Raw genomic sequence first — 13183 nt, forward strand, 5'->3', positions numbered from 1 at the left:
TGTTCACCCGCCGCCAAGACGACAAAAGCCCGGCCGAAGCCGGGCTTTAACACGCAAAGAGAGTGGGTGGCTTAGCCTTTGATAAAGGCCAGCACGTCGGCGTTGAATTTGTCGGGCTCGATTTGGGCAAGACCGTGGCTGGCACCGGGGTAAACCAGCAAGGTAGCGTCTTTGACTATCTTGGCGGTCTTTTCGGCGGAGGCGGCAATAGGCACGATTTGGTCGTCGTCACCGTGGATAACCAGGGTCGGCTTGTCAATTTTCTTAAGGTCTTCGGTGTAATCGACTTCAGAGAACTCGCGGACACAGTCGAATTCGCCCTTGATGCCGCCTTGCATGCCCATCAGCCAGAACGACTCTTGCAAGCCGGGTTTCACTTCAGCGCCTTCACGGTTAAAGCCGTAGAAGGGCACAGTCAAATCTTTAAAGAACTGGGCGCGGTTGGTGGCAGTGCCTTGGCGGATACCGTCGAACACCTCCATGGGGGTGCCTTCAGGGTTGGCATCGGTTTTGAGCATCAGCGGCGGTACGGCGCCAACCAGCACCATTTTGGCGACACGGGCAGAGCCATGGCGACCCACATAGTGGGCAATTTCGCCGCCGCCGGTGGAGTGACCAATCAGAATGGCATCTTTGAGATCCAGCGCTTCGATAACCTCGGCCAGGTCGTCAGCGTATTGGTCCATGTTGTTGCCGTCCCAGGGCTGGTCGGAATTACCGTGACCACGGCGGTCGTGGGCAATAACACGGTAGCCGTTCATGCCGAAAAACAGCATTTGGGCGTCCCAGGCGTCACCGGCCAGAGGCCAGCCGTGGGAAAACACGATAGGTTGGCCGGTGCCCCAGTCTTTATAAGCGATGCGGGTGCCGTCTTTGGTGGTGATGTATTGGGTGCTGGTGGTGTCGATAGACATAATTGATTCCTCGAAAATTTGGCCCTGCATTGAGGGGGATTTATCAAAAACCCGAGCCTGGATACCGGTTCATTCGTGGCTGCTTCATCTGGATAAAAATGAACAGGTATCAGCGACTCAAGATGCCTATCCAAGGTAGAGGAATCAGGATTTTTTTAAAGGCGGCATCTGAAAAAACTCTTGTTCCTTAAATGGATACAATGACATAGCGCTGTCACAACCAATGCACTGACCCCACGCCATTTTTTGAAACCTGCCTTACATAACTTAATCGCTTATTTACCGGCTCTGCTTTTTTGGCGTTAATTCACATTAACGGCGGCGCAAATAGTAAAAGGGCACGTCATTTAAGACATGCCCCCAAGTCACACCTAAAAATAGCGGCCATAAGAAACCGTTAATAACCTCATTAACGGCCTGTTCATGGCCAGCTTATCATGACACCGCCACCTCATTTTTTATCCGAAAACGAGACACCATTTGCCGCAATCTGGCGGCCTGTTCTGACAAGTCTTCACAGGCCCGCTCGGTTTGGGTAGAACTGGCCAGCACCCGCTGCCCGGCATCGCGAATATCCACCACGTTACGGCTTATTTCCTCGGCTGCTGCCGATTGTTGTTCGCTGGCGGTGGCCATCATGGCATTGGCGTCGTTGAGCTGGGTCAGGGCCTGGTAGCCACTGCCAAGCTCGGTTTTGGCGGTATTGATACATTGCGAGGTTTCGAGAATTTTCTCGGAGCTTTGGTAGATCATCTCGGCGGCGCTACCGGCGTTACCTACCAGGGTAGCAATCAGGTTTTGGATCTCCTGGGTGGCGTCCTGGCTGCGCGACGCCAGCGCCCGCACCTCATCGGCCACCACCGCAAAGCCCCGGCCCTGCTCGCCAGCCCGGGCCGCTTCAATGGCGGCGTTGAGGGCCAGGAGGTTGGTCTGTTCGGCAATGCCGTTGACGATATTGATAAATTCTTTGATTTTCTCCGTGCTTTGGCGAAGGTCGTCAATCATCTGCCGGGATTTGTCGGTGCTCAGCACCAGCTCTTCGCTCAGGCGCTGGGTTTTGTCCATGGTCACGCTGCCCTGCTTGATGCTGTTCTCGGCCTGGGAGCTGCTGGCAAAGGTGTCTTGGGCGTTGCGGGCCACCTGGGAGATGGTGGTGGACATCTGGTGGATGGCGCTGGAGGCCTGCTCGGTATTTTGCTGCTGCTGATTGACCGCCTGGCGGTTGTCTCTGGCCATTTGCGAGAGCGAAGCAGCCGAGCTCACCATTTGGTCGGAGTGGCTCATGATGCTGGCCACCATGGTGCTCAATGAACCAGCCATCTGCCCCATGCATTGCAGCAACCGGCCCAGCTCGTCCTTGCGGTTGACCTCAATCTCGACATCGAAATTACCGTCTGCCATCTGCTCGGCCACGTGGCGTGCCTGGGCCACCGAGCCAACGATTTGCCGGCTGATCACCACACTCACGCCAATGCCCAGCAGCAAGGCGGTGGCGGTGAGGAACACCGTTTGCCACATGGCGTGTTTCTCGTCGGCTTCGGCGTTCATGGCCACCGACTCCCCTACCGCTTCAATGCGGCCAATAAAGAGGGTCAGCTCCTGATTCAACGCCTGCTGGCGCTGCTCAAGGGCCTGGGCCTGGGTTTTAAAAGCGGCAGGCTTTTCACTTTTTTGCAGCAGCTCAATCAAGGCAAAGGCTTGTTTTTCAAAGGCGTCATGATGCTCGATGATCTGCTGCAATTGCTGGGCGAGGCTCAGCTCGGTTGCTTTGACCTCGGTAGAAATGCTGTGCTCGATGGCGCCGCTCAGTAGCCCCTGAGCCTGGGTGATGTTTTTATCGAAATCCAACAGCATTTCCCGGTAGCGGCGCATCATCTTGGCCACATCGTCACGGCTGGCATCCATGGGAATGTCCATGGCCCGAAAGGATTGCTCCAGCACGGTAGCGCTTTGGATCTGGCGAACGGTGATTTGGCTGGTCAGTTGCACCAGCGGCATGGTCTCGTGGGCTATGCCTTTAATTTCTTCGGCGATTTTGCCCATTTTTATCATGCTGAACGCCGAGATAAGCACGGTGATGGACAGCACCATGGCAACCAGCAACACGATTTTGAGGGCGACGGATTGATCCTTTAACCACTGCATACCCCATCCTCTTGAGATGAAAAGGGATGCGGCTCCTTGCCTGCTTTAAACGACCGGAGCCGCTGACATAACTATGGAGTGTAGTAGCCCGGCGCCGTTTCTGGGCATAAGGCACTGAGATACCATGAAAAATGCCCAATTTGCAGCGACAAAAAAAGGCCCCGAAGGGCCTTTTTTAAAAACCGGAGAGTCAGAAGGAAAAATCCTTGGCGTCGATGCCGGTTTCAATCACCTCGCCATACTTGCCGGCAAATTTACGCAGCTCAGCTGCATTACCAATGAGCACCAGTTGCAAATTGCCCTCGGGAAAGAACGTCGGGATCAGGGCCTTGGCCTGCTCCAGGGTCAAGCTCTCCACCTCGCTGCCAAACTGGCCATAACGGTTCATGTCCAAACCATAAAGGGCCGAGCGCGACATGGCCGAGGCCAGGGCGTCATTGGTGCTGAGCTTGGGCGGGAACTGGCCAATCAGGTAGCTCTTGGCCGAGGCCAGGGTGGCTTGGTCCAGCTTACCGGTAAACAGCTTTTGATAGGTTGCCAGGGCCAAATCGATGGCCGGCTCGCTGGTGGCGTTACGGGTAAAAGTGGAGATGTAAAAAAGGCCGCCGGAGCTGGTGGTATAAAACCGCGAGCCAGCGCCATAGGTGTAACCCTTCTCTACCCGCAGCGCCTGGTTAAGCCAGGAGGTAAAGCGCCCGCCCAGCACCGTGTTTAGCACTTCGGCGCGGGCCCAGTCGGGGCTGCTGGCCGCAAAGCCCTGGCTACCAATCATAAAGGTGGTTTCGGTGGCATCGGGTTTATTGACGATAAGCACTCTTGCCTTATCAGCCACCGCAGGCGCCCGCATCTTCATGCGCGGCGCTTCGCGGCCGGTTTGCCAGTTGCCAAGGCTTTTGCCGAGCGCCTTGGCAAAAGCGGCAGCCTCAAAATCGCCAGCGGCGCTCACGACCACGTTGCCGGGGTTATACCAGCGCTGGTAGAAGCCTTTGACATCAGCCAGGGCAATATCGGCCACACCGTTTTGGCTACCGGCAACAGGGTTGGCAAAGGGATTGTCGCCCCAGGCCAGGCGCTTGAAGTAAGGCTTGATCACTTCCCTCGGGCTTTCCCTGGCCTGGGCCAAATCGGCCAGGTGCAGGGCCTTGAGGTTGGCAAAATCGTCGTCATTAAAGCGGGGTTTGCTGAGCACGTCCTTGATAAGGGCCAGCATGGCCACCTTGTCTTTGGCCATAAACTGGCTGTGCAGCTCGGTGCCCTCTTCGCTGACGCTCACCTCCATGGAGGCGCCCAGGCTGTCGAGCTCGCTCTCCAGCTCGCCTTTAGTCAGCGCTTGGGTGCCTTGCAGCAGGCTGTTGCCGGTAAGCCAGGCCAGGCCTGCTTTACCGTCATGCACGGCGCCGGTTTTCACCAATACCACCACGTCAATCAGTGGCACGTTATGGCGGGCCATCAATTGCAGCTTTACCCCGTTATCCAGGGTTTGGGTGGTCATGGCAGGCAGCTTCATGTCGACTCCGGCAACGGCGCCTTGGCTGGCAAGGGCCAGGCCCAGGGCAAAAATAGCGTGTTTCATTCCTTGTCCTCCTGGCTGCCCAGCACGCCAACGGTACGATTGGCCTTGGTCAGGTATTTGGCCGCCACGGCCTGCACCTGGGCCGGGGTAACCTTGGCGTAGTCATCCGCCATGGAAAAGAGCTTGCGATAGTCGCCGTTGTAGAGGGCGTAACTGCCCAGGGCATTGGCCATACCGTTGATGGTTTGCAGCTCGTTGTACTGGCTCACCAGCAGCAGGTTGCGGGCTTTGGTGAGATCGGCCTCGCTGATGCCGTGGTCGCGAATGTCTTTGATTTGAGCCAGCAGCGCCTGTTCAAGGGCAGGCTCGGTCACGCCAGGGGCCGCTACGGCGTAGAGATAAAAGAGGGTTGGGTCCAGGTTGTTGGGCAGGTAGGCAAACACATCGGTTGCCACTTTTTGCTCGTCCACCAGGGACTTTTTCAAGCGGGCGCTGCGCCCCTCAGAAAGCAGGGTTGCCAGCAATTTCAGGGCCGGGGTGTCGGCGTCTTTGGTGGCGGGCACGTGGTAGGCCACCATCAGATTGGGGCTGGTTACCGAGGGCTTTTGCACGTAAAGGCGGCGCTCGCCGCTTTGCTTGGGCTCAACCGTTACCACCGGTGGCGGCGGGCTTTGCGCCGGGATAGCGGCAAAGGCCTGGGTAGCCAGGGTTTTTACCTTGGCAAAATCCACATCGCCCGCGATGACCACCAGCGCATTGTTGGGGGCGTAATAGGTGCGGTGATAGCTCTCCAGATCGTGCTGGGTCCAGGCCTTGATGTCTGACTCGTAACCAATCACCGGCCAGGAATAAGGGTGGGCGGTAAAGGCCACGCTCAGCAGCGGCTGGTTGAGGGTCTCAAAGCTGGAGTTTTCAAGGCCGGTGCGGCGCTCAGACGCCACCACCTCCCGCTCGGAGGCCACCATTTTCGGGTCGATAGCCAAGTGGGCGATGCGGTCAGATTCCAGGTCAAAAATGGTTTTAAGGCTGGAGGAGGGAAACCAGTCGGTATAAACCGTGATGTCTTCGGTGGTGTAGGCGTTGTTGGCGCCGCCGGCGGCTTCCATCACCTTGTCAAACTGGCCGGGGCCGTATTTCTTGGCGCCGTTAAACATCATGTGTTCAAAAAAGTGCGACAGCCCGGTAATGCCGGGGCGCTCGTTGCGCGAGCCCACTTTCCAGAAGGTGTACATGTTGGCATTGGGGATGGCGCTATCTTCGAGCACCAGAAACTGCATGCCGTTTTTAAGGGTAAAGGTTTTTACGTCCTTGGCGTCGTAGGCCGCGGCAGGTAAGGCCAGCGCCCCCAGCACACCGGCCATCAGCAACCGGGAAAATGGCTTCATTATCAAAACTCCTTTTGCGAATGCCATAAGGTAACGGCCAGGGCCGCATTACCCCAGTATCAAAATGTAAAAAGCTTTGTCTTTCAGCGATAAACCTACCTTGTTTGCCTTACCTCTCGCTGGCAGCGGCGCGCTTTTTAAAGATTGACCTGCACGCTGAGCTGAAATGCCAGGGCATTGCCGATATCCCGGCGGCTGTCCGGGTGCGCGATGTATTGCAGATCGGGCTGGATACTGAGCCAGGAATTCACCGCGACCTGGTAGCTGAGCTCCCAGGCCGCTTCGGTGGCGCCAAAATCGTCGGTGTTGCCTTCGGGGCGGTAGTGGCGGCTATTACGGGCCAGGGCCAGGGCGATACCAGCGGTGTCGTCGGGGCGCTGGCTAAAGGGTTGGGTCAGGGTGAGCCCCAGGCCAAGATAGCGGGCAAAACGGTTGGTTTGAGGGCTCGCCACGGCGCCTTGCACAAAACCGCCCAGCACCTGCCCCGGCAGCTTGCTTGATACATAAAGCCGCCGGTCGAGCAGCACATAAAGCCCGCTTGAGCGGGCATTATTGCCGCCATCCAAGGCGGCCTGGCTATGAGTGTAACCCCAAAGGCCAACAGCCAACTTGTTGTCATAGGGAGCCAGCGACGACACCCGCCCTACCATGTCGGGCTGCCAATCTTTGGGAGGCTCGCCGCTTTGCGCCCGGTCAAGCCAGGCCCATTCGCTTATCCACAACAAGCCATCGTTTTGGGCAAAGGGCCCGTCCGGGGCACCGTCTCGGTATACCGGGGTGTCATCCAACAGAGCGGTGCGCCACACCACGTTTTTAAAGGGTTTGTAATCTACTCGCACTCCCACAGAAGTGGCAGGGAAGATAGACGGGCCAGCCGGGCCGCTGCCAGCAAGGCTTGGGTCCATGCCAAAGGAGCTGTTGAGAAACAACGAAGCGGAGTTGAGCCGGTCAAACTCGCTGTTCACATCGTAAAGCCCGCCCAGTACCGACCAGCGCGAATCGTCGCTGTTGTATTGGGCCCAGGCTTCATAGAGGCGATTAAGGTGCGACGCGGCAATGTTGCTGGCGCCTTGGGCGTCACCGGTTAGTGCGCTGGGGTCGCCGCCGCGCACCAGCAGCCCTTGGGTAAAAAGCGTCAGGCCTGGCATGCCCCAAAGGGCACCGCCGTTTCCTTGCAAGGAGGCGTAAATGTTGGTGAGGCCGGTACTGCCGCGTTTGAGGCCGCCACGCAGGTTGCTGTAGAACTCGCTAGTCATGGAGAGTTCGGCCTGGACGGCTTTGGCATCATCGTCGGCGCGGGCGGGGCTTACCAAACAGCAGGCGCCAAGGCACAAGGTCAGTGAGAGTGTAGGCAACAATGCCTTGGGTGATGCCATTGGCCAAACCTCTACTCAGCAGGCAACCGAACCAGTGCCGACATGATAGGCAGAGAAAAGCGCCCTCATGCAATCTGATTTAAAGATTAACCAAGCAACAGACAATCTACTGAAGCGAAAACCTACTGGCCAGCCAAGGAGTTAGGCCTGATCTGCCACCACGGTATTGCGCCCCTGTTCTTTGGCCTGGTAGAGCCGGAGATCCGCCTGCCGGTAGAGGCTGTCGAAGTCTTCGCCGTCTTTTAACCATTGGGCAAGGCCAATGCTGACCGTAAAGCTAACCGGCTGCCCTTCGGCCATCAGGGTGAGATCGGCCGCGGCGCGGCGCAGCTTCTGGGCAACGTCCATAGCGCTTTGGGTGTTGCAACCGGGCAGCAGCAGGCAAAACTCCTCGCCCCCTACGCGAAACACCCAGTCTTGCTCGCGGGTGGCGCTTCGCAGCATCTGGCTCAGTAGCCGCAGCACTTGATCGCCCACTTCGTGGCCGTGGTTGTCGTTGATTTGCTTGAAGTGGTCGATATCCAGCAGTACCAGGGTAAAGGCATGCTGCGGCTGGCTTTGGCATAGCTGGGCAAACACATCTTCAAGATAAAGACGGTTATAAAGACCGGTTAACGGATCTTGAGCGGCAACGGTCTGCAGCCTTGCCACCATCTGATGGCGTCGGGCCTCGTAGGCGTGGCTAAGGGCCCAGATAAAGACATAGGTCAGCCCGGCATTGATGCCCACCGCCACCGTGGCATTGCCGCCACCGGGCGGCTGCGCCCACACCAGCACCGCCACACCGGCAACGCCCACCACGCCGGTAATAACCCCGCCCCACAGTAGCCCCAGCAATAGCAAACTGGTGGTGGGCACCAGCAGCAGCCAGTAAAAACCGTCGTTAAGCATGGCCTTGGTGACCAGGCTGTGAAGCACGGTGACGCTGATAAAAATCACCAGCGACGTTGACCACCAATGCAGGTAGGGAGTCTTGGGCAGGCGCCATAAAAAAAGCCCACTGTAAGCCACAATAATGGCCTCTATCACCACGATAGAGTCCAAGCCATGGGCGCGCAGATTTAGCAACCCTAGGGCCAGCGACACCACCATCACCACCCATAGCAGCACCCGCAACAAGGCACGGCGGAACCGGGATTTTTCATCCCAGAGGGTGGGTAGCGTCGCTAACCGCTTCGTCATGAGGGGGAGGCTCCAGCAAGGAAAGGGCTTAACCAAATTCGCCCAGCCTAAGAAAATACCTTGATTCTGTTACAAATTCCATGCGCCAAGCCTTGTCGGTGCTGAGCTTGCCCTCTAAGGTACAGCCCAGAATGTTGGCCCTTTATGGTTAAAAAGGACGTACACCATGAAACCCCTCGCCCTGTTATTGCCCCTGCTGTGCCTGCCGGCTTTAGCCGATACCGACTTTACCGGCAGCGGTACCCTGGCAGGCGCCGCCATCACCATGACGCTGCATATCACCGATAACGGCGAGGTTTCGGGCCACTACGCCTACCAAAAGTACCAGCGCCCCATTGCCCTTAGTGGCACGGTGCAAGGTAAAAATCTGGCGCTGCAAACCGGCCCGGCGCTAGCCGAGCGCTTCAGTGGTACCTTGTTTGGCGCCACTAATCAGATAACCCAAATCGCCGGGCTCTGGCAGGGCAAAAGCAACGCCTTTGATTTTGTGGTGAGCAACCAGCCGGACCCTTACCGCGACCACCAGATCAGCTGCCAGGAAATGGCCGAGCTGCCCGCCCTGGTGTTTGGCAACAATGCCGACCTTGGCTCCGGTAGCGGCTCGCCCAATAAGGTTGATTACCAATGCCCGCAAAGCCTTGCCCAGCTTGATTTTCTCAAGTCGCTGCTGGCCCTGGCTGACACCATTCGAGACCCCAACCCATTGCCGCAAGGCTGCACCGGCACCATGCGCTTTGCCATCTGGCGCTATCACGCCTTTGAACTGGCGCAGCTCGGCTACTACCCGCAAAAAACCTTCAAGGGCCAAGACGACAATCACTACTTTAAAACCTGGAGCTACCAAAGCCTCTATAACCGCGCCCTCTACCAGCAATACCAGGCGCTGGCTGCCAAGGCCCTGCCAAAGCTCAGTAGCTGGTACCAAACAACTGCCTCAGTAGACGCCGCCACCGCCAAGGCGTATGCCGATAACGCCCTTAACGCCATCGCCAGCTGGGCCTATGGCGCGCACCCAAGACGCTTACAAACCGAGCAACCGGTGCCCCACACCGAAGAAGCCCTGGCCGGTAACAGCCAGCCCTTTCTCAATGCCTTGGCTGGCGCAAACCCCAGCCAGAAGCTGGCCAGCCTGCGCCAACTGCTGGTGGCAGCCCCAGACTCCCCGCTTATCTCAGCGCTGCTCGATACCATGGCCCAAATCAAAGAGCCGCCACGGAGCGAATCGCCGCTGTCACTTGCCGTTACCCATCCGGCGCTGCTGGCAGCGCTGTTAAAGAAAGGCTTTAACCCCAACCAGCAAAACGACTTTGGCAAAACCCCGCTTTTTTACGCCATCCAATTTAACCAGCCCCAGGCGGTAACAGACCTGCTGGCCGCTGGCGCCGATATCAACCACGGCTACCAGCTTCAAGATGCCAACGACTGGCGCTTTCAATGCGCGTTTAATATCGAGCATTGGCAGCGAACCCCCTTGATGCACGCCGCCCAACACAGCGATGTGGCCATGCTTACATTACTGCTCGCTAACGGCGCCCGCCTCTATGCCAAAGACAGCCTGGGCAAAACCGCCCTCGACTACGCCAAAGACAACCACAAGGACGCCAACGCCGCCTTCTTGCAAGAGGCCAAGCCATGAGCGCCCGCCCCCTTTGTTGGGCCAGCGCCTTGCTCGCCTGCCTGCAACTTGGCGGCTGTGGCAGCACCTTACGCTACGCCTTCGACGACAGCCCCAACCCCTGTAGTAAAACCGGTTACATCTATGGCGGCACCCGCATTGACGGCATGTTGATTGGCAACAGCTTTACCGGCCCAGACCGCTCAGCCGCCCTCGGCGCCTTTGGCCTGGTTGACCTGCCTTTTAGCCTGGTCATGGACACCCTGCTGCTGCCCCTGGCCATTCCCCTCGAAAGCCACTACCACAGCGCCTGCCAACAACAAAAAGTCGCCGACACCACAAAAAGCGCAACGCCTTAATCTCAAAGGCTTTACCCAAAACAAGGCGGTGGTTAAGGTGGGGGTAAAACTCGAAGCGAAAGCACTGCTTTCGCGCAGCAAGCCACCAAGGATGGGTAGCAACTCAAGATGATAAAGGGACTTTGGATAACCTGATTCCACGGGCGGTAGCGTCAATTTAGGTTGAGTCGAAAACCAATCTATTACTCTGATAATTAAGTGTTTTTTTGATTATTGTCATCTGTGGTTGTTCCTTTAATGCCGGGACTATTCGGACCGTCCATGGCCCTCACCCAATGGGCCATCGTCGGTATGACGATGTTCAAGTTTGTTCCTGACAAACTTGTCACCCAAGCAGAGGGGTATCGTAGGTTTTCGGGCTGAAATATATGTGTGGATGCACAGTGTATCTGTTGGCCCAGCTGATCCAGGCCATTTATGACGATAAAGAGCGCTCGTTTTTCCCGGTTTGACCAGTTCTAATACATTGAGGTGGATAAAGTTACTTCTCATCCGATGTGATGATAACGAGCACTCGTCATGCATAAAAACGAGACCGCTCGCTTTTGTGGAGTCATTCTTGGCTTTCACACGAAAATCTAGAGGATGATCAGCTGGTTAAGCTTTTAATGCCGACTGGTCAGATGAGTGAAAGCGAGCGCGCTCGCTAATAAAACTGTTAGCATGCAAGGTGAAACATGGACGACTTTTTGGCTCAAATATATCTGGAACAAGCTAAGCAAGAGTGCGAAAGGTGCTTTCATTCAATCCAAATAATGAATGCAATCACTCAAAGAAAAGTAGAAGACGATTTCTTTCAGCATGCCCTTGATCTGATCCATCATGCCGCTGCCGTCTCTCGTATCTTTTGGCCTCCTGGCGGAAGAAATAAACAAAGCACTAAGCGAGCGCATCGTAGAGGTCAGGTCCTTAGGGATATGCTTCAGCTTCAAAGTGGGCATGCAGTTCAAAATCGTTCTTTACGCGACCACTTTGAACACTTCGATGAGCGTTTAGATGATTGGGTAGAAAACAGCAAAAACAGGAATATTGTACATCGCCTTTTTGGACCTAGATCAGCTATAGGTGGCGACGCTATTCAAGACTCAGACATAATTCATCACTTTGATCCGGCAACAAATATATTCGGGTTCAGGGGTGAACACTACAATATTCAAGAACTCGCTACTGGGCTTGATGATATTTATCAAAAAACGGTAGCTAAAATTGCAGAGCTCGATGCTAACAAGGCATTGCAGCGGACTAGCCGCTGAATGCGGCGTTATGTGCCCGAGCGGCAAAGGAGAACTATGTTCAAAAAATTTTTGCTAAAGTCTTTAGTTAAATTTAAAGCTAGAGAGCGGGTTTATCTTGGCTCTGAATCGTCATTGAAAAATAACGATATGTACTTTATCTGGACTAAGGATTCGAAGAAATATTATCTGGAATCAATTGAAAGTAAAAATGTCATAACTTTTCATTATCCGGACGCTGACAGCGATGATGCTGAAATTCACAAGATACCGTTCTCTCAATTGTCTCAATACGACTTGCTGATTAAACATCATTATCGCTTATGGCAATTAGAGTATACAACGTTGCTTCGTGCTTATATTTTTAATGTGCTTGGTATTAATCGTGTTAAGTGGTTTTTCGAACAAAGTCGAGATAAAAAAACGATTAATTATTATGAAAAATTTGAATTACTAAGTATGGTTCTAAAACATAGAGATGCGTCAAATAAAGTCAATTTCTATGCACTAAAGCGTGAAATCTATGGGACTAGCTCGGAAAAAAGAACTGACTATACCCATAACATGGACTTGCGTTGGAAGTTATTAGCTTTACAAGAAAGCGGGGATGTTAGTTTTAAAGATGAAGCTCTTTATCTGTCTAACATAACGGTGAACCCGCAGGCTCTGAATACACTTTCTGCTTACCAAAGAGAGGAACGAAAGCACCGTGACAGTATTAGGATGGCTCGCATTCAGCAAACCATCGCATTTCTATTGTTTATTTCCGCGGTTATAAATGTGTACTTTACGCATATAGCAAACACAGGCACATAACAAACTGTTTAAGAGTGATTCGCAACGCGTGGCATTTTTACTATGCGTTGATTTTAGTGATTAAGGTGGTTTGCAGCGGCTTCTGTGTTGCGTTGCTCACACCTTAACAGGGCGTTATGTTTCAGGAGAATTCTAAGTGAAAGAAGAAGTGGTTAAGGAAAAGGGTTCGGGAGTTTATGAAATACTCTCAAAAGTTATTTCACTAATTGGAACAATCCTCCTTGTACCAGTAATCCTTTTTTTACTATTAGGCACTGGCTACCTTTTAGCTTTGTCAGGCATGTTTAATGAGAGTTCGCCTCACGCAGCCTCTGAAATAAAGATGCTCATTCTTGAGGTGTGGAGAACACTGCTCCCTTTGGCTCAACAAGCGCTGTCACTAATCGGGCCAATTTTAATCTTAGTAGTAGTTGTTGGGTTGGTAAAGTGGTTGGCTCCCTCAGATAAACTTAGCCTTAAGCCTGTTGCTGACAATCTTCCCGCCGTATTGGCTGTAATCATTCTTGGATCAATATGCATTCTCCCAGTGATGGGGCGTGAAATTCCTGGGGTAATGAGTAATATCGCTCTTGTAATAGTAGGCTTTTACTTTGGCAAGCTACATGTTTCATCAAATAAAACATAACAAGGCCAGTCAGCATCGCTC

Annotated in this window: 11 protein-coding genes; 5 read left to right on the top strand and 6 right to left on the bottom strand. The window is 54.5% G+C overall.

Features of this window, described 5'->3' with window-relative positions; genetic code table 11:
- Window positions 1–71: 71 nt before the first annotated feature.
- From EDC28_RS00215 to EDC28_RS00240, 6 genes are all read right to left on the bottom strand, one after another.
- Entirely contained in the window at window positions 72–914 is an 843-nt protein-coding gene (locus EDC28_RS00215; RefSeq protein ID WP_050660718.1) for an alpha/beta fold hydrolase, read from the bottom strand.
- Between the two features lie 435 nt (window positions 915–1349).
- Complete coding sequence (locus EDC28_RS20070) at window positions 1350–3059, bottom strand: methyl-accepting chemotaxis protein (RefSeq protein ID WP_050660719.1); 1710 nt, start codon at window positions 3057–3059, stop codon at window positions 1350–1352.
- Window positions 3060–3249: 190 nt separating this feature from the next.
- Window positions 3250–4632: a M16 family metallopeptidase gene (locus tag EDC28_RS00225; RefSeq protein ID WP_123420273.1), complete on the bottom strand. Its 1383-nt coding sequence runs from the start codon at window positions 4630–4632 to the stop codon at window positions 3250–3252.
- Window positions 4629–5957 (bottom strand): M16 family metallopeptidase, encoded by a 1329-nt coding sequence (locus EDC28_RS00230; protein WP_123420274.1) that lies wholly within the window; start codon window positions 5955–5957, stop codon window positions 4629–4631. Before EDC28_RS00230 ends, EDC28_RS00225 begins: the two co-directional genes overlap by 4 nt.
- Window positions 5958–6094: 137 nt before the next feature.
- Window positions 6095–7333: a carbohydrate porin gene (locus tag EDC28_RS00235; RefSeq protein WP_123420275.1), complete on the bottom strand. Its 1239-nt coding sequence runs from the start codon at window positions 7331–7333 to the stop codon at window positions 6095–6097.
- Between the two features lie 141 nt (window positions 7334–7474).
- Window positions 7475–8515, bottom strand: a complete 1041-nt coding sequence (locus tag EDC28_RS00240) for a GGDEF domain-containing protein (protein WP_123420276.1) — start codon at window positions 8513–8515, stop codon at window positions 7475–7477.
- Between the two features lie 166 nt (window positions 8516–8681).
- On the opposite strand from EDC28_RS00240, the gene EDC28_RS00245 reads away from it, so the two are divergent.
- The 5 genes from EDC28_RS00245 (at window position 8682) to EDC28_RS00270 (ending at window position 13162) form a co-directional block, all read left to right on the top strand.
- Complete coding sequence (locus tag EDC28_RS00245; RefSeq protein WP_123420277.1) at window positions 8682–10151, top strand: ankyrin repeat domain-containing protein; 1470 nt, start codon at window positions 8682–8684, stop codon at window positions 10149–10151.
- Window positions 10148–10489, top strand: a complete 342-nt coding sequence (locus tag EDC28_RS00250) for a YceK/YidQ family lipoprotein (protein WP_123420278.1) — start codon at window positions 10148–10150, stop codon at window positions 10487–10489. The genes EDC28_RS00245 and EDC28_RS00250 overlap by 4 nt, the downstream gene beginning before the upstream one ends.
- Before the next feature lie 677 nt (window positions 10490–11166).
- Window positions 11167–11742 (top strand): hypothetical protein, encoded by a 576-nt coding sequence (locus EDC28_RS00255; RefSeq protein WP_123420279.1) that lies wholly within the window; start codon window positions 11167–11169, stop codon window positions 11740–11742.
- A gap of 36 nt (window positions 11743–11778) precedes the next feature.
- Window positions 11779–12537, top strand: coding sequence for a hypothetical protein (locus tag EDC28_RS00260; protein WP_123420280.1), 759 nt, complete (start codon window positions 11779–11781; stop codon window positions 12535–12537).
- Between the two features lie 136 nt (window positions 12538–12673).
- Window positions 12674–13162: a hypothetical protein gene (locus EDC28_RS00270; RefSeq protein WP_123420282.1), complete on the top strand. Its 489-nt coding sequence runs from the start codon at window positions 12674–12676 to the stop codon at window positions 13160–13162.
- Window positions 13163–13183: the final 21 nt, after the last annotated feature.

Origin of the sequence: Gallaecimonas pentaromativorans (assembly GCF_003751625.1) — a bacterium.
GTDB lineage: Bacteria > Pseudomonadota > Gammaproteobacteria > Enterobacterales > Gallaecimonadaceae > Gallaecimonas > Gallaecimonas pentaromativorans.